This is a genomic window from Psychrobacter sp. 1Y1, from assembly GCF_051847395.2.
Taxonomy (GTDB): domain Bacteria; phylum Pseudomonadota; class Gammaproteobacteria; order Pseudomonadales; family Moraxellaceae; genus Psychrobacter.
On the sequence record NZ_JBPYDF020000001.1, the window covers coordinates 2,117,403 to 2,134,416 of the forward strand.

15 protein-coding genes and 1 tRNA gene are annotated in these 17,014 nt (G+C 44.8%); 3 read left to right on the forward strand and 13 right to left on the reverse strand.

Annotated elements, in window-relative coordinates; translation table 11 throughout:
- The first annotated feature begins 65 nt into the window (after positions 1–65).
- The 3 genes from ACS8FA_RS22675 (at position 66) to ACS8FA_RS22685 (ending at position 2,269) form a co-directional block, all read left to right on the forward strand.
- A complete protein-coding gene (locus tag ACS8FA_RS22675) occupies positions 66–1,247 on the forward strand; it encodes a tRNA nucleotidyltransferase/poly(A) polymerase-related protein (RefSeq protein ID WP_439265876.1) in 1,182 nt (393 codons plus the stop codon).
- Between the two features lie 37 nt (positions 1,248–1,284).
- Entirely contained in the window at positions 1,285–2,097 is an 813-nt protein-coding gene (locus tag ACS8FA_RS22680; RefSeq protein ID WP_439265878.1) for a pteridine reductase, read from the forward strand.
- Between the two features lie 95 nt (positions 2,098–2,192).
- Positions 2,193–2,269: transfer RNA gene (locus ACS8FA_RS22685), tRNA-Ile, on the forward strand.
- 189 nt (positions 2,270–2,458) lie between these two features.
- Here the strand turns inward: ACS8FA_RS22685 and ACS8FA_RS22690 are convergent.
- The 13 genes from ACS8FA_RS22690 to ACS8FA_RS22750 all read right to left on the reverse strand — a co-directional run bounded on the left by ACS8FA_RS22690 (position 2,459) and on the right by ACS8FA_RS22750 (position 16,872).
- A complete protein-coding gene (locus ACS8FA_RS22690) occupies positions 2,459–3,040 on the reverse strand; it encodes a M15 family metallopeptidase (RefSeq protein WP_439265880.1) in 582 nt (193 codons plus the stop codon).
- Positions 3,041–3,104: 64 nt separating this feature from the next.
- On the reverse strand, positions 3,105–3,497 hold the full coding sequence (locus ACS8FA_RS22695; protein WP_095568777.1) for a hypothetical protein: 393 nt from the start codon (positions 3,495–3,497) through the stop codon (positions 3,105–3,107).
- A 47-nt stretch (positions 3,498–3,544) separates the two neighbouring features.
- Positions 3,545–7,027 (reverse strand): tape measure protein, encoded by a 3,483-nt coding sequence (locus ACS8FA_RS22700; RefSeq protein WP_439265882.1) that lies wholly within the window; start codon positions 7,025–7,027, stop codon positions 3,545–3,547.
- 71 nt (positions 7,028–7,098) lie between these two features.
- The gene (locus ACS8FA_RS22705; protein ID WP_439265884.1) at positions 7,099–7,416 is read right to left on the reverse strand and encodes a hypothetical protein; all 318 of its coding nucleotides are present in this window, start codon (positions 7,414–7,416) and stop codon (positions 7,099–7,101) included.
- Between the two features lie 16 nt (positions 7,417–7,432).
- Entirely contained in the window at positions 7,433–8,023 is a 591-nt protein-coding gene (locus ACS8FA_RS22710) for a hypothetical protein (protein ID WP_439265886.1), read from the reverse strand.
- A gap of 54 nt (positions 8,024–8,077) precedes the next feature.
- On the reverse strand, positions 8,078–8,212 hold the full coding sequence (locus tag ACS8FA_RS22715; RefSeq protein WP_439265888.1) for a hypothetical protein: 135 nt from the start codon (positions 8,210–8,212) through the stop codon (positions 8,078–8,080).
- 2 nt (positions 8,213–8,214) lie between these two features.
- Positions 8,215–8,637: a DUF6631 family protein gene (locus tag ACS8FA_RS22720; RefSeq protein WP_439265890.1), complete on the reverse strand. Its 423-nt coding sequence runs from the start codon at positions 8,635–8,637 to the stop codon at positions 8,215–8,217.
- 1 nt (position 8,638) lies between these two features.
- The gene (locus ACS8FA_RS22725; RefSeq protein WP_439265892.1) at positions 8,639–8,872 is read right to left on the reverse strand and encodes a hypothetical protein; all 234 of its coding nucleotides are present in this window, start codon (positions 8,870–8,872) and stop codon (positions 8,639–8,641) included.
- Entirely contained in the window at positions 8,865–10,862 is a 1,998-nt protein-coding gene (locus ACS8FA_RS22730) for a hypothetical protein (protein ID WP_439265894.1), read from the reverse strand. Before ACS8FA_RS22730 ends, ACS8FA_RS22725 begins: the two co-directional genes overlap by 8 nt.
- A gap of 16 nt (positions 10,863–10,878) precedes the next feature.
- The gene (locus ACS8FA_RS22735; protein ID WP_439265895.1) at positions 10,879–11,220 is read right to left on the reverse strand and encodes a hypothetical protein; all 342 of its coding nucleotides are present in this window, start codon (positions 11,218–11,220) and stop codon (positions 10,879–10,881) included.
- A complete protein-coding gene (locus ACS8FA_RS22740) occupies positions 11,220–12,116 on the reverse strand; it encodes a LamG-like jellyroll fold domain-containing protein (RefSeq protein WP_439265897.1) in 897 nt (298 codons plus the stop codon). The genes ACS8FA_RS22735 and ACS8FA_RS22740 overlap by 1 nt, the downstream gene beginning before the upstream one ends.
- Positions 12,116–13,246, reverse strand: a complete 1,131-nt coding sequence (locus ACS8FA_RS22745; protein ID WP_439265899.1) for a hypothetical protein — start codon at positions 13,244–13,246, stop codon at positions 12,116–12,118. Before ACS8FA_RS22745 ends, ACS8FA_RS22740 begins: the two co-directional genes overlap by 1 nt.
- A complete protein-coding gene (locus ACS8FA_RS22750) occupies positions 13,246–16,872 on the reverse strand; it encodes a hypothetical protein (RefSeq protein WP_439265901.1) in 3,627 nt (1,208 codons plus the stop codon). Before ACS8FA_RS22750 ends, ACS8FA_RS22745 begins: the two co-directional genes overlap by 1 nt.
- Positions 16,873–17,014: the final 142 nt, after the last annotated feature.

Here is a 17,014-nt window from a genome sequence, read left to right on the forward strand (position 1 = left end):
GCTGTTTTTTTGATTCATAAAAATTGAGATAGTGATATAAAGCTCAATAATAAGAAGAGGCTTCTATGCAAATTTACCTCGTAGGCGGTGCTGTACGCGATCGACTGCTCAAGCGTCCTATCAAGGACAAGGACTTCGTCGTCGTTGGCGCTACTGTGGCAGAGATGATTGATGCAGGGTTTCAACAAGTCGGTGCTGATTTTCCGGTGTTTTTGCATCCGACCAGTCATGAAGAGTATGCGTTGGCACGTACAGAGCGCAAGCAAGGCTCAGGCTACAAAGGCTTTAGCGTACATACCAGCCCTGATGTTAGTCTAGAGGATGATTTGCGCCGTCGTGATTTAACCATCAACGCGATGGCAATCGAAGTTACTAGCTTGACTGATGACACCCCTATTGACGGACAGGTCATCGACTACTATGGCGGACTACAAGACTTAAAAAGTAAGACATTGCGTCATGTGTCCAGTGCTTTTAATGAAGACCCATTACGTGTACTTCGAACAGTACGCTTCTATAGCCGTTACTACGATTTTGGCTTTACCATCGCGGATGACACTTTAACGCTGATGCGTCAATTGGTTGATACAGGAGAGCTGGCTCACTTGAGCGCCGAGCGTATCTGGCAAGAGTCAAGCCGTGCGACTATGCAGCTATCACCGCAAGTCTATTGGCAAAAACTATTTGAAATTGGTGCACTCACAGAGTATTTCACGCCTTTGCATCATGCTTGGGACAATGTCCAAATAAGAGAAACAGTGCAGACTGCATTATACTTTGCGGGACAGATGCATTTGAATTTATCGCAGCGCTGGGCGCTACTAATGACTAGCCTGTCTTCATCACTATTTAATAGCGAAAACTCTGAGTCTACGTCTAACGTATCAACCCCTATAAAAAATATTAACGCTATCGGTAATAAAGCCAAAGTCCCAAAAATACATACTCAGTTCGCGACTTTATTCGCTCAGCAAGCTGAAAAACTAAGCACAATAAACAGTCTAAATGCGGCTGAAAAAATCGACCTAATCCAAGCCTGCGGTGCGCATAAGGAACCCGATAAGCTCTCTCAACTGCTCGTGTGCAGTCATGTGTTACAGCTAGCAACACAGCATCGCCAAATGATGTTAGCACTAAACAGCTTTCACGCTGTCGGCATGACTGACATTGCGCCAGACCTTAAAGGCCCCGCTATTGGTGCAGCCTTACGCCAAAGCAGGATTGAACACTTGCAAGCGCAACAATGATATAGACAAGCGCACTAGAGAAAAAAGTAGTATTGCTATGGACCAAGAACTTAATGCCTACCAAGCAGAAAATATGAATAACCAAGCGCCAGTGATGCTTGTCACAGGTAGTGCTAGGCGTATTGGGGCGGCTATTGTTAAAACAGCTCATAGGCAAGGTTACCGCGTCATTATTCATTGTCACCGTAGTGAACAAGACGCTAATGACTTGGCTGACCATCTGAACGACATCCGTGCTAATAGTGCAAAAGTTATCGTTGCTGATTTAACGATAGTCAATGATGGGATGGCTTTACACCGCTTTGTTAAAAATATCGTAGAGGCATTTGGACAGCTTGATGTACTGGTGCATAATGCCTCACGGTTTTATCCTAGCCCACTCGGTAGTATCAATCATGCACAATGGGATGAGTTGCTTTTGACCAACGCGAAAGCCCCTTTATTACTGAGCCAAGCCCTACTACCTTATCTCAAGCAACAACAAGGCTGTATTGTCAGTTTATTGGACATACACGCGCATGATAGACCGTTTAACAACTATACTGTCTATAACATGGCAAAGGCTGCGCATCGAATGATGGTACAGTCGCTAGCGCTAGAGATGGCACCTGAAGTAAGGGTCAACGGGGTTGCTCCTGGAGTCAACATTTTGCCCGACCCTACTAGCGACCAAGCTATTGATAATGAGCAGCAACAAAGTATCATCGATGCTATCCCTATGCGGCGAATAGGCCAACCTGATGAGATTGCTCATAGCGTACTGTATCTTGTGCAGGCAAATTATGTCACAGGAGAGATCATCACCGTGGATGGAGGTCGTAGTCTAACCATAGCTGGTGGTCACCTGTAATACAAAAGTATGGTTCAATAAAAAATATCTTGATTACTGCCTATCTTTTACTTGAAAAATTAAAAAAATCAGGTATCATTGTGCGTCTAACGTTAGGGCCCATAGCTCAGTTGGTTAGAGCAGAGGACTCATAATCCTTTGGTCGTAGGTTCAAGTCCTACTGGGCCCACCAAATTCAAACCCTTACAGGCATTGACTTGTAAGGTTTTTTTATTGTCTGCTGTTTTTGCTCTGTTTTCTATCAGCAAGAAAAAAGTAATCAAATAGTAATCGTTGTTGAGATATTTATAGTAGATCAGACCAAATCGCAGACACAAAAAAAACGCCCTGCCAAATTAATGACAGGGTGAATGTATTTAAACTACTTTGAGTATTTTGACCATGGCAATTGATAGTGTGGACCATCTTTAAAAGTCTTCCAGTCGCCGCCCCATTCGATCGTAACACCTACATCTTTAGCTGCTTGTTTAACTGCCGCTGCAAGCGGATGGTAGTATTTCCAATCCCATGTAACCTTGCCGTTTTCACCAAGCGCGAACAGATCGACAGCGTGGCCAGTTAAGTGACGGCTATTCATTGTCGTGGTCGCCCCTTGCTGATATAACTCTTTTTGCCGTGTAATTGAGCGCAAGCCTTCGCCTACACTAAAATCAATATCTGTAATTTCAATAGCTCGTTTAACTACTTTGACCAGATCTGGATGCAACCCTTTTAATCGATCTAGTGACTTTTCTGATAGCTTATAGTCACTAACACTCTCTTCCGGCTTGCTTTCATCGTTCACCGCGTCTTTATCACTATGCGCCTGACAGTGTACCGCTGCCTCAGCCATCGCATAAAAACCCGCGTGTGACTGATTGCCCCATGTGCCATCAACGTCACCATCATAGAAACCGTGCAGTTTCATTGTCGCTTGTAGGTTTTTGATTGTAGATTCTTGCATATATCTCACCTTATTTTAGACATTAAAAAAGCCCCAAATTTGGGGCCGTACTTAATGCTGATTGTTACTTGCCAAAAATCGCAAACGCTGCATCTTTGATCTCTTTGATTACCTCGGCAATCGTCTTGCCCTGCCATAAGGCTACGGCTTGATAAACAATACCTATAGCCAACATGCCAAAAACAGCCCAAACGAGCATGATTGCGCCCTGGGTCATGACGCTATAATCTTGATAACCCATAAATTCAATATGCGCGGCCCCACCAAACAGCGAGATTGTGACAGCGATAGTAAACTTGACTATCACTGACATATTGACTTGGATCTTACCGTCTTTCCCGATGTCACCTGATAACATCAGGCCAAATATTGCACCAATCACTGCCGCAAAAACTTTAGGTAGAAATACCATCAGCTTTAGTATGATTAGTTCTAAAAACGGTGTGTTCTGTGGCATATCGCCCCCTCAAAATTTAGATAATAAAAAACCACTCGAATGAGTGGCTAGTAACCTGCTATTGCTTTACTGTCTTGTAGCTGTTGTAGCAGCGCTTTTAAAGTGCCCTCTTGATTTTCTAGCATAATCATCGGCACCGAAGCACCGCCGAGTTTGAAATTAACGTCAATCGTCTTAGCGGCAGTCGGCTGACTGTCAAAGCGTCCGTATTCCTGCGTAGTGATTCTAGCCGTTGCTGTCCTTGCTACTTCGTAGTTGTCACGCTGACGATCTACTTGTCGCGCTTTCTCTGCAATTTCAGCCAAGTACACTGAAGCAGACTTATAGCGATTAATATCAGCAGTTGTTAGCATCTGGCCGTCACTAAAACCTTGCAGCTCACCAAAGTTTAAAGCACCACTTGATGCGCCCTGCTTGGCATACAGCTTACGCGCTTCCTCGATAGCAGATTCTTCAGATAGTCCTTGCGACTTCAGGAAGTTCTCAACACCAAGTCTAGTACCAAACTGATTGCCCAATACTGGCGCTTCCTCAGTGCCGTATTGCCGCAAGTTCCTAAGTGTCTCGTCAGCGTTTTTAAGCTCCTGAGCTTCTTTGACTGACTTAATTTTCTGCTGCAACTTATCGTAAGCTGTTGACGCTTCATTTGCAGCACGTACCATGCTATTTCCTGCACCGCCTGCGCTACTAGATATACCGTCATAAGCTGTACGGATGTTGTTGACTGAGCGAGTGACACGAGTATTAGCCGTTTCAGTGTCAGCCATGCTTTTAAATGTCACACGACCTGTTTCATCAACTGCCACTGTCAGTCCGCGTTGAGCTGCTTCAGCCTTTAACTGCGCCGTCACCACATCGCCATTAGCTGCTACCGCTGCCTTGGCGTACTTCTTAAATCCGTCTGCAAGCTGACCTGCGGTGGCTTCACCGTCTTTGACGATGATACCGTAAGCCTGCGTATATGCCTCTGCCTGTTTCGCTGCCTCCGCGCGCGTCGTAAGACCTAAAACCTTGTAAGCCTCATTAACTGAGTTGACACCATCTGTCAATGCATCAAGTCGCTCATTAGCCAAATCAAGACCCGCTGCCAAGTCTTCACCTGTAAGCTGCCCTTGCTTGCCTAAATCTTCCCACATTAAGATAATATCTTGCAGCTCGTCAGTGTTTTTAGCCTTATTGGTCATGTCATTCAAGGCAGCAAACAGCACCTCACCCGTTTGATAGCCTGCGTCGGTCAGAACATCAAAGCTTTGTGATAGCTCTAGCACTGATGCTTTTGCATCCGCATAACCTTGCGTGATGCCAACACTTAGCGAGTCAGCAAGCTCACGATAGGTCTTATCTAAAGCCTTTGCCGCACCTTGCGCTGATGCTGACGCTGCTTGCTCATCAGTCATTTTTTCAACAATAGCTTTACCTGTTTCACTGATAGCGACCGTTAGATTACGTTCTGCTGCCTCTGCTTGTAGCGCTCCCAATGCTGACTCACCGTAAGCCGCTATCTGAGCATTAGCCATTTTGGTAAAAGCACCTTCTACAGCGTCGGCTGACGCCGTGCCACTTGCTGTCATTGTGTCATAAGCGTCTGTTGCTGCCTTAGCTGCAGCACCCATTCTGTCTTGAGCTGTCATGGCTGCATCATCAAGCGCTGCTTTAGCGGATGACGTGAAGTCTAATATTGCTTGGTCTGCTTTAGCATAGGAGCTTGTTGCTGCCTCATCCAAACGATCAGCAAAATCCTTTAAAGATTGAGCTGCTTCGCCAAATGTAAGCATTGATAACCCGCGAGCTAGTACAGCCACAAAATTTGCAGCTACACCAGAAACAACATTTAGGGCAATACCAATAGTCTCAAATCCATCATTGATAGCGCCAAGTACAATGTTTACACCCTGCATAGCTCTTGTGATAAGACCTACTTTTTCTTCTGCTGTTTCTGAGCTGTTAGTAATTGCACCAATCCAATCATTAATCTGATTGTATGTATCGACAATCGTTTTCCATAATGTGCCAACCGTGGTTATCAGCTGATTGAATATTTGGTTAACAGCCGCAACTGTTGATGGGTCCATATTGCTTAGACTATCACTGACTGAGTTGATGGCATTAGCTAGTAGCGAGGATTGATTTACCGACTTATCCATCTCACCGACAAACTCAAAAAGTTGGTTTTTAGCTACCTGCAAAGCATTGCCAACCGTATTAGGCAGTGAACCAAACTCGCTCGCAATCGCCTCCCCTTGCGACTGCACTGCATTAATGACGACCTCTGATGTTAACTTGCCATCTTGTGCCAATGCTCGTAATTCACCACGAGTCACGCCTAAACCGTCAGCCATAGCCTGAGCTAAGCGTGGGGCCTGCTCCATGATGGAGTTAAACTCCTCACCACGGACCACACCTGACTGTAGCCCTTGGATCAACTGGGTGATTGCAGCATCAGCACTGGCAGCACTACCACCAGATAACTGAATTGCCTCGTTAATGGTGCGAGTGATTTCCAATACTTGCGATTGCGCTAATCCTAACTCTTCACCTGCCTGTGATATTCGGGCAAATAATTCACCCGTGCTTTCAATGTTACTAAATGTCTCATTAGCAATCTGTTTAACGCCTTCAAAGCCTGTGACAAAAGCAGCACCCTCACCAGTCGCTAATTTAACGCGAGCTTCTAGCGTTTTAAATGCGTCCGACACTTCGATGATTTCAGCAATACCAATACCAAGTCCCGCTGCTGCTAAAAGCCCTTGAAGACTCCCAAAAGCACCTTGCAATCTATTAATGTTTCCGCCCAGACCGCCAGCGCCTTGATTAACTCTATCTTGGGTGTCATCGAGGCCGTTAAGCTCATTCTCAAGCCGTCTGATTTGCTCCTCTGCTGCGCGCGTTGCTCGCTCGATTTCAGCAGCAGGGCGACCGCTATTGTTCTGAAAATCTACCAATGCTCGACTGATGCTATCAATCTCGCCACGTATCGTCTCAGGCACTCGGATGTTTGCCATGCGGTAAATAGCATTACGTGCGTTGTCAGCGGTCGTACTTGCTCGATTCATTGCACCTGACAGCTCATTTGCAAGACTGACACTGGCACTACGCGCCTGATTTAACTCTTGCTCTAATCTATCGACATTGGCCGCTGCCGCCTGAATATCAGCGGGGCTTGCGTTGGTTTGACCTAATCGAGTGGCTTCTTGTCTCGCAACTTCTAATTGACGGCCTAAGCGCGTAACTTGTAGCGCTGACGATTGCATAGCCGCCTCGACCTGCTCGCCTGACAGATTGGCACCCGCGCCCATCTGCCTAAGTTGGTCAGCGGCAGCTTTAATCTCAGCAGTCAATCTATCCGGAGCGGCATTACCAAGCCCAGCTAGCAGCGTAGTCGCTCGCTCAGTATCAGTATTCATTTGCGCCACGTTGCGCTGCACCGACTGAGCGTATTGCGTAAATCTGTCACGTGCTTGATTGATGCCGTTATTAAACTGCTCATTGAGCACACGCAACTGCACGTTAAAATCCAAATCTCCTGCCATGTGGCGTACCTCAAATTATGGGCATAAAAAAAGCCCACCAATTAGGTGAGCTTGTTGATTTGTTCGTTTAGTTATTTAAAGGCGCTTGCTCTATCAGGTTTTGGCAGCTCTCCATTCTTAATATGTCGTTCACTAATATGGTAGCGATTTAAATTGTCGCAGTCGATAAATACGACTGGTTTTTTACCCGCCTTGCTTTTATTTTCTGACAGTCCAGCATAGTGAGGCACTTCGTTGGGCGCTTTTCTACCAACCAAATGCACGGCCTTGTCTAATAATTGATTGATGCGATCAAAACCATCATCACCCCATACTTCGTGGGCTGTTGGCCACTGTTCTAATGTCATATAATTTATATCAGGCGATTTCGTTTCTGTTGCAGCTTCCATAATTTATCCTATCGACTTATTCATCAGTAAATGTCATTTTATCTTTATCATAACCTTTAAGGTTAAACTCAGACTCTACTTCATCTGATAATCCCACAATGGGTAGATAAACAGTAGCGCTATTAGATCGCGTCGCTTTATCAAACAATTCAGTTGATATCTGATCATTAGCGGGTGACAACACACCATCAACTCGCTGTAGGAAATTATAAGATGATATGCCGCCATTAAATTTGATTCTTATCTGGCAGCCCGGAGTACATTCAACATCCTCAGGCGCAAAGATAGTGAATCTTTTTGATATCGTGCCTACTGCCATTTTTCGTTTTTCTAACTCAATCCATGACCGTTGGTTGAGATTTGGAAACTGAGGCACGGTGTACGTGTTGGTAGCATCTATTCTAGCGGTTAATGAAAAAACGCCCTCAGCATTACTTACGCTGCCATACTTCCAGTTGCCATCGTCTTTAGAACCGCCTGATCCTATAGTGCCACCAGCGCCAATAGTTCCGCCATTGCCATCACTTACTTGCGGCGGCAAGCTGTCATAACCTCCACCACAACCACTCAGCATCAATGCCAAACCTATCACTAATAACTTTTTCACAATCAATCACCAAAATAACATTTACTCAATCTTAGTTGATTGTGCTTTGTTACGCTAGTCTTTCATAAACTCTTTCCAGCCTTTTGCATCGGCTTGTGATACTCGCATTGCAATAGCCATATCTTTGATGCTTTGATGCTTGTCTTTAGCCAGCGCTTTGGACAACCCCCACCACTCGCCAAACGCCATATCTAAGACGTCGTGCTCTCTGAGTCTGATTTTGTAGAATGGTAGTAAGCTGTCGAACCAAGTAATGCTAGTTGCGCTCCCAGTTGTTTTAGGGGCATGAAAATCTGACGCATAAAAAAATCGCCACTATGGGCGACAACCTCCTGCATCACTGTAAGCATCTCTAACGGCTCAAGCTCTCGGTAAAAGGTAGGCGGCTGGTCTGTCAGTACCGATGCCAGTATGACTGTTTCATCTGTATAGCTGCCAATGAGTGCTAGTAGCTCACTCTCAGGCATACCCTTGTTTGCTTTTACAATGCGCTCAAACTCAGCGACAAAAGGTGTAAATGCTCGTGTTACTTCGTTTAAGTTTTTGACCTTTACGCGCTTGATCGTAATATCGGTATCAGCAACGCGGATCACTTTATCTATATTGTCTGTCATGCTAAACCTCGATCTCAGTAAATGGTAGATTAGGCGCATCGCTGACTATCTGCCCGTCACGAATGAATACTTTAGATTGCAGCTCGTAAGCTGCGCTTGATTGTACAATGGTGTTACCTCCGCCCTGCATGGTGACGGTATAGTTTGAGCCCTGCCTATCAATAACAGTGGCCAATTGCTTAGCGCCCTGTTCAGTGACGTTTTTAAATAACTGCCATAGATTACCGCTAGCCACTGATAGCCTCCTTATCAAAGTGCCTTTCAACATCAATGGACTGGTCAATCTCTAACGCTCTATTGCTCGATAGACGACCTGTGATAGTCGTACCTCTGACCATGCCCACCCATTGCTCACCGTCATTGACACCAATCAATGTTGATGGTTTTAACACGCCTATATCAGCGACTAGCGGCATTGAGATACCGATGTTACCGATATCGCCAGTATCGCTTAATATCGCCTCACCACGGCTGATAGCTGCTGCTGTATCGGTCATTAAGTCGCTTGTGACCATAGGCGGCTGATAACCACCGCTAGTGCCTGTACGCTTAATTAGAGCGCCGATACCGTTATCATTCTCACCGTATATCGTCACGCCATTGTAGGCAGGTTTATTGACACGACCACGGCTGCGGCTGGTGATTAGCGACATCGGTAACTCGATGCTCGGTGTCTGTGCTGCCCACTCCCAACTTGGCACTGGATATTGCGCTAATACGTGCAAAATATCCTCACTCATATCGGCATTGATAAAGCCGCCCGCTGCCTCGGCGATCCACTGTAAGCTATTGATAGGCGTTTTGCCTGTATAGCTGTAAGTGTTGGCTGGTACATTCCAACCGTTGACACCTGCGAGCTGCCAATCCAATGTAAAGCCTGATGCTACGCCATTGCGGTTTAATTCAGCATCAGCTATCTGTCTTGCGCTCATAGCAGTATCAAACTTAAAGCCGCGCTGTGTCGCGTATGGATGAGCTAAGAGCATGGCGCGTGATTTGCCTTTAATCGTTAATGAGCTTTCACCGAACTGGATAGAGTCCTCACAACTATCTAAGATAAAGCGCCATAGATTGCCGTTGCACTCAAAGTCTACGCCTATGCGCTGCTCTCGTGCCGTATCGACTTTTGATAGCTCTGATAGCGGCACAGTCGCACTAAATGACCATGTATAGCTATTGCTATCAATGCCCACGCTAAAGCCTAGCAGTTTAATCTCACGCCCATCATCTGAGCGCGTTAATGACACACTGTTTGTCACAAATATAACTCCTATTGATGGTTGTGGCTCAGGTTGCTGCTCTTGCTGACACAAAATGCCAAAGTTAAGCGTTGCATCAGGTTCAAACCATTTGCAGGTAAAATCAAGTAACGCTGACGGCGCATAAATTGGCACATCGGGCACAATAGGCGCTCGATAATACCAAGGCGGCAGCTTGGCGAACTCAATAAGCTGCTCAAAACTGCGACTTGATAATCTTGCGTAGTCGCTAGACGTTGATTTTGACTTACTTATAAGCTCGCTATACTCACCTTTTAATTGACGCTCTGTTTGACGTTTGAGCATTGCTTCAAAGCCAAACCATCGGCTGTGAGTGGCTAGTTTTGCATCTTCATTCTGTAACTGTAATTTATTGGTAATAAATGTTTGATACTCAGCTAATTGTTTGCTGCTAGTGCCAACGAGTTTTGCTGCCTCGGTTAATACCTGCTCGCTACTTGTTAGCTTGATATTAGCCTCAAACTGTGCCTGATTGCTAGTGCTGACACTTTTTGCTTGCTGCCAATCTGTATTAACATCATGCTTTAAACTTTCGTTGTTCTCAAACTGACCTTGCTTGTCAATGCCTTGCAAACTAGCATCTTGCATGTCGCTTGAAATATCAGTAATTAACCCCCTAAAGACGTTTGCGTCATAGTAGCTGTTTGCCGATACAGATAGGCCAACATCATAAAAAGCGTTAATTGTACCAGTGGCAACAGGTAGCTTATATTCAGCTAAAGCCACAGCACCAACAATAATAGTTGCTGATACCACGCCATTAACATCGGGATTAATAGGCGTATCGCTTACGTCAACACCAAAATCAAGCGTTGCATCTTGCCCTGCAAAGTCCTGTGTAAAATTAAGTGTAGATGATGGCGTGTGTTTGCCGATATTTAATGTCGCGCTGTCATCAGTTTTGACAGTAAAATTAAGAGACGCATCGGGCTTATACTCTGACATATCACGCCCCTATTGTTTATATGTTTATTGATAGCTCTGTGATTTTAAAATAACCGCCTTTATATAACGTTGTATCGTCAAGCAGCAAGTCAATACCCACCGTTAGCTCAATTTCAACAACACCATTAATCACAAGTTTAGCGGTATCTGGCTGCCCTGTTTTTACAACTAAAGCTTGCTCTGCCACATTAAGAGTGATAACACCGTCTTGTACTGACTTAACAATATTTTCGGGCATAACGAGCTGCACTAGCACATCACTACCCGCATAAACATCAATAACAGCCATTGTCGCAGCCTCGATAAAAGAGGCTAAGCCGTTAAGCATTGCGTCTTTTGAGCCATTGCCTAGTAACATTACGCTGTCCTTATCATGTCTTGAATAACCGCATTATAGTTGCGCTCATAATCTATTGATAAAACATAATATTCAACACTACTATCTAGGTTTTCAAACCTATAATTACCCGCTTTATCTGACCATGTTTTGCCAATCAACTTATCATCGCCGCGCCGATACAAAGCAACCTTACGCTCAGTTGGTGTGCCTTTAATCAGAACCCTATCAGTGATAATACCGTCAAAATTTGCAGATACGAGTTGAGCGCTATCAGGTATTGCACTCACGTAGCTATCTTGCTGCTCATAATTTATGTATTGAGGTGTAAAGTTTGCGGTGTACTTCACGCCATCCCACACTATAAGTTGATGGATTTTTGCAGACGACCCGAAACTATTGGCATTATTTGTTGATGAGCCACCCCCAAAAGTCATGTATGCAGGTGTGGATACTGATGCGGATGATGCCTGATTCAGAACTACTGAGCCGTTGATATATAGCTTCTTATTGTTATTTGAAAAAACCCAAGCGAAGTGTACGGGTTTGTTTGTTGGGAAGTTTGATATATATGCAAAATCCTGAGAGGAGCTACCCGTTGAAAAGCCAAATCCTGACGAAAGAAACCCCATGTAAAAACCCTTAATCCAAGAACCGTCAACTGTACCCCCTAAAATTATCTCAGTAGGGCTCGAATTAATTGGCGACTGAATCCAGCCCTCTATTGTCAAATTTTTACTTGACAATGGAATCCTTCTGTCAAAAATATACTTACTTCCTGAGTCTTTGTTCATATCATAGAAAAGATGTCCTTCAATAACACTAACTCTGTCGGCATGAGACTTAAATATCCTACCTCTGTCTGATAAGTCGTGAAGCCCATCAAAATCAGCTTGCATCAATAGCAAAGGTCGCATTAATACTCTCCTAAATCAAAAACAACATATGAGCCATTTCCAGTATTCAAGGGTTTAAAAATATTTTTATCCGCCTTTATCACACCTGCTGTATCCATTGATAGTGGTAGGCTTGCCATCCCATTAACTACAGCATCTACCATCACCCCTCTCTTGAGCATAATCGGTGTTTGCACAACCATATCTTTCAAATATAAACCACTAATAATGTAAGGGCGGACACCAGATGATAGGTCACCATAAAAAGGCGCAACACACTCCTCAACCAATGCAACATCTAGTACTTTATCTTTTGTTAGGAAGTCATAAGTCGCATAAGAGTATTGAGAGGTGTTAGTTGGTTGGTTTGCTAATAGCACTTGCTTTTTCTCAATGCCGTAATCTGCTAAAGGCATACCCACCACCGCGCAAGTTGCATCACCTAAAAATGGGTACAATATTAGATAAAAACCCGTTTCATCCCCTATTAGTACAAAGTCGCGCTTGCCGTTTGGCGATACATCACCATTCGGCGTGTTGCTAACTGCTGACGCATAGAACCACCTGAACCATCCATAGTATGCAGCACTAACATAAGCTCTATTCTTGTTGGGAATAGCTGGGTCGTATGGAGACTGCCAATCCGCCGTATCGAAATCACTCATATTCGCGCAAATTTCAACCCCCGCCCACTTTGCAGCAGTAGCAGACTGGTTTGCATATCGAGTATCATCTACACGCAAGTACGCGGGGTAGCGAGGATCTGGTGATTTATAGCAAGACTTACCCTCGCTTGCAAAATATTGCGTCCAGCCGAGAGGTGCGTAACCAACAGTTATCCCAACCTCACTATTGACTGTAGTAGTCACCTTAAAACTTATTGTTGATACTGTAATAGCCTTAATTCTAAAATCTTTATCATTAAGCGCAACTTGCGTTGAGCCTTTAATACTAATAACACTATGCAGCGCAAAGCCGTGATTAACGCCAACCTCTAATGTGCAAACACCGTCCGCGTAAGAAACGGCTGCAACAGGCTTTGAATTTGCGCCATTGACGAGCAAGCCGTTCAGCATCTTGACTAAATCGCCTTGCGTATTGGTAATCTCAGGTATGCCGCTCATTAATCTACTATCAAACCATTTAATCATTACTCACCTCTATTTCTGTCAATGTTGGCATGGTAGCCAATAGTAAAATCATAGTTATCTTTACTAGAGCCTTGATGTTGCTGAATAGCATTACCAATCCAAACAGGGTATTTAGCCGCTGCGGTATTAATACGAACCACGTTATTAGCCGCCCAGCCTTGCCCCCATGCTGCCGCCGGAATACTAAAATACGGATAGCCAGTCATTGGGTTAAGCGGATTTGTGTCCGATGTCGTTGAGCCTGTGCCAATCTCACCTACCGTCTGTCCAATAACGCGGAACGATGTAGCACTGGTAAATACTAATGCCCATCGTTCCTCAATCGCATCACGGTTTGTTACCACGATAGGATTGTTAGTCACCTGCAGCTGTGATGTTGTAGCATCGCCAATTAGCGTGTCACTCCAGACACCATTGCCCCATGATTTTTGACCGAACACGTTATACGCACGCGCTTGCATATCACCCGCTAATAGCATTGAACTAAATACTGCGTCAGTGCTGTAATCATGAGTGATAACCGTCGATAGCGTCACACGGCCCGATATGTCCGTCTCAATCACAAGTGCAATATCCATGATGCGGTATTTAGCAGTCAATGGTGCGGTATAAAACGACATATCAAACATACCGTTTAACGTCAAAGTACCCGCGTCTAAATCAACATCGAGATAGTCGCTATCAACTTTTAAACCATTAGCATCAACCACGTTCACGTCAGACAATCGCTCAAAACCTAAATCAAACGTGTCGTTTGGCGCGTTTGTTGATAGCTGCATCGTCTTTAGCTCAGTGATAGCAATACTATCGCCCTTGCGGACAAACGGCACACGACCATCGCTTGGCAAGCGAACTGGATCAAGCCCAATAAGCTCCTTATCAAGCGGTAGATAGCTATAAGCAATCGCGTTATAACGTATTGAATCGGGCTTAACGTAAACAGGGCGATTGATATACTGCGTGTTATCGCCAGATGACAACGTATAGATGTTATTTGCGTCATACCACGGCTCATTGACCACGCTAGGATTAGCTGTCACACCTAATCGCTCGTAAAAATACAAGGCAACCACACCCGCTTTAAAATCAACCGTACCATGTGCAAAGTTATGGCCAGTGATATTGCCTTGCTCGTCAGTTGATAGCGATATAGGCGTACCATCTGCAAGCTCTGCGCTGATCTGCAATGATGCTTCTTTTAGTGGTGCGACTGGCGTTCTAAAGATAATATTGGCTAGTGGCACAGGGTCGTTTTCGCGTAACATTGACTTTAGATTGACCAGGTTAGCAACGTCTGCTTGCCATGCTGTTAATGATACTGCACCTGAGTTGTAGTCAATCACGCCAACCTGAGTACTACCTGAGTACATTCTTCCGCTAACATCTTTTAAGCTAGCCCCTAGCGCATCAACAAACACTGAGTCATTAACGATAGGTGCTAAAGCATCTTGTGGTAATGTTAGATTAATACTGCTTGCTTGACCTGTGGTGGTGGCCGCCTCCCCTGTGGGTGCTGTTACGGACTTGGCTACAAAATCCACATTGCCAATTTTAAATGGCTCAGTTTTTTGAGTGATCTTAAATACTGGAGAGACACCTGGTCGCGCCAGTACATCAACACCACTGACCTGTTTTGACACTTTGACTTTAAAGCTGGCTGTACCTGCCGACTTATTAAGAGAGCTACTCAATAGCTCTACATTCCACTTTTGTGCGACTAAGCCGTTAAATGGCTGCCAAGTAAAGTCGCTACTGCGATACATCGTATTCCCTGAATAGAGCATCCGGTTAGAATATGACGGATATAAAACGTTATCTATTTTTAGCGACGTTCCATTATCACTTAGTATGATATTGATATGACCGGCATAGCTTATATCATCTCTACCCATCACTAGGCTAAACTCGACATCAGTAACCGATTGGTCAAAATTAATCGTTTTTTCGTAGATACCGTCGCTGATATCGGGCGACTCTCTGTATGTCGTAGTTAAAACATTGGCTGCCAAAACACGCTGATAAGACAAATTAAAAACCGTATCTTTAGCTACTGTCTCGTTGGGTGCGATATTTAACTGACCATCGATAAACGTACCTGTTGCATCGCCACTAACAATACCATTAGTAACGGTTGCTGTTTTATCGCCCCATGTGACGGTTATGGCACCGCTTACTTTGTCTGCCACATTAATAACGTGGTAAGCCGCTGGTAATGCTTGATTGCCATACTTAACCGTATCTAAATCAACACCAAACGAATAAATAATATAGCTAGCTGCATCAGGGATAGCAGCAGTCGTAAGTAGCACAGTTTTGCCTTGCACTGTACCGCGACCGTTGCCGTCATCATCAACTAAGTTGCCGCGCCCATCATCGTGTACGAGATAGTTATTGCCACCTACCGTATAAATAATTTTAAGGCTATTTGGCAATGGCTCAGCACCAAGCTCACGCGCATAGTTATAACCCGCATTGTCATCAACAACTTGATAGTCAGTTTGCGCTACTCGAGTAAACTCTGATGCAGGCTTATAGCTGCCTGTGATTGTCGTTTGACCGAGATTTAGCACGCTGTACCAAGTAATCTGACCGATACCATACTGTATAGATGCGTAAGCTGTACCATTTGTACCAACTAACTCACCATCACGGTCTGTTAGCGTAATTGCACCAACTATCACGTTTAACGTTCCGACCGCAATACCACTTGGCAGGTTAAACGCCGTATTAGTCGCTACATTGACCGATTGATTGATTGCAATCACACCATCGCCACGCGCTTGAGTAGCGACCTGATTAGCAGGGTCGCGTTGCAAGATAGGCGTCTCAACCTGCGTGCTTGGCACGACTTGCGTATAAATAGAGTTGAGCTTTACTTGGCGCGATTGCATGGCTGTAACTGGCTCAGCTAACCGACTTGCACTGTAATACTTGGCAGCATCAGCAATACGAGCTTCACGCAAGATAGCGCGTCTGCTTGTGCTTATCGTCTGTGCAAACTCGGGTACAGTTAGACCAACGAAAGTCCTATTTAGCGTATCGCCAAACTCAATCGTAGCAACTGTGCGCGTCACGGTTGTGCTGGCATTTTGCTGAAAGCGGCGCTCTACCGTGTCAACTTTAAGCGGTCTAAGGTACTGATAAAATTCGTCAGACTGTCCCTCGTTTTGTACGATAACCAATGGCTGACCAACGCCGGGCACTGGGTCACTCTTTTCAAGCGCTATTTGAATAACGCGCTGACCTGAAAGCTGTGTCTCTAAGATATGCCCCGCCCATTTTGTGCCAAACGCTAAATAAGACTCAATTTTGTTTTGAGCGTCTGAACGTCTGTCTGCAAAGTCGCTCGCGTTAAAGAAAAACACACTAATATTTGGATTATCAGGTATTTCAGTCAATAGCATTCGCGGCGCCTGCAATAGCTCAGCATTAGCCGTCTTAACCGCTAGCGATACCTTACGCAAACGCACACGACCAAGTAAGCGGTCAATATCCGATACATCAGGGAATAAGTTATTAGATACGCCATCGACGACAGCAATACCCGTTGGCAGACCACCGCCATCAGGCGTGTCAGCCATGATCTCTGACTTTAAAATTTCTAAATCGTTTTGAGTAATTGCCATGTCGTCATCCGTCAAATTTTAGGCATTAAAAAACCCACTACGATGAGTGGGCTGTGGTTTTACTATTAGGGTTTACTTTTTAATCTTGGCAATTAGTTTTGCTGCTCTATCGTTAATGCGCTTTTGACGCTCGATAGGTAGT

What these genes read in the sequence shown, in the direction of transcription:
- ACS8FA_RS22750 (WP_439265901.1), bottom strand. Translation starts at nt 16,872, where the DNA reads ATGGCAATTACTCAAAACGATTTAGAAATTTTAAAGTCAGAGATCATG.
- ACS8FA_RS22740 (WP_439265897.1), bottom strand. Translation starts at nt 12,116, where the DNA reads ATGCGACCTTTGCTATTGATGCAAGCTGATTTTGATGGGCTTCACGAC.
- ACS8FA_RS22720 (WP_439265890.1), bottom strand. Translation starts at nt 8,637, where the DNA reads ATGACAGACAATATAGATAAAGTGATCCGCGTTGCTGATACCGATATT.
- ACS8FA_RS22690 (WP_439265880.1), bottom strand. Translation starts at nt 3,040, where the DNA reads ATGCAAGAATCTACAATCAAAAACCTACAAGCGACAATGAAACTGCAC.
- ACS8FA_RS22675 (WP_439265876.1), top strand. Translation starts at nt 66, where the DNA reads ATGCAAATTTACCTCGTAGGCGGTGCTGTACGCGATCGACTGCTCAAG.
- ACS8FA_RS22730 (WP_439265894.1), bottom strand. Translation starts at nt 10,862, where the DNA reads ATGTCAGAGTATAAGCCCGATGCGTCTCTTAATTTTACTGTCAAAACT.
- ACS8FA_RS22695 (WP_095568777.1), bottom strand. Translation starts at nt 3,497, where the DNA reads ATGCCACAGAACACACCGTTTTTAGAACTAATCATACTAAAGCTGATG.
- ACS8FA_RS22680 (WP_439265878.1), top strand. Translation starts at nt 1,285, where the DNA reads ATGGACCAAGAACTTAATGCCTACCAAGCAGAAAATATGAATAACCAA.
- ACS8FA_RS22705 (WP_439265884.1), bottom strand. Translation starts at nt 7,416, where the DNA reads ATGGAAGCTGCAACAGAAACGAAATCGCCTGATATAAATTATATGACA.
- ACS8FA_RS22715 (WP_439265888.1), bottom strand. Translation starts at nt 8,212, where the DNA reads ATGGCGTTTGGCGAGTGGTGGGGGTTGTCCAAAGCGCTGGCTAAAGAC.
- ACS8FA_RS22735 (WP_439265895.1), bottom strand. Translation starts at nt 11,220, where the DNA reads ATGTTACTAGGCAATGGCTCAAAAGACGCAATGCTTAACGGCTTAGCC.
- ACS8FA_RS22745 (WP_439265899.1), bottom strand. Translation starts at nt 13,246, where the DNA reads ATGATTAAATGGTTTGATAGTAGATTAATGAGCGGCATACCTGAGATT.
- ACS8FA_RS22700 (WP_439265882.1), bottom strand. Translation starts at nt 7,027, where the DNA reads ATGGCAGGAGATTTGGATTTTAACGTGCAGTTGCGTGTGCTCAATGAG.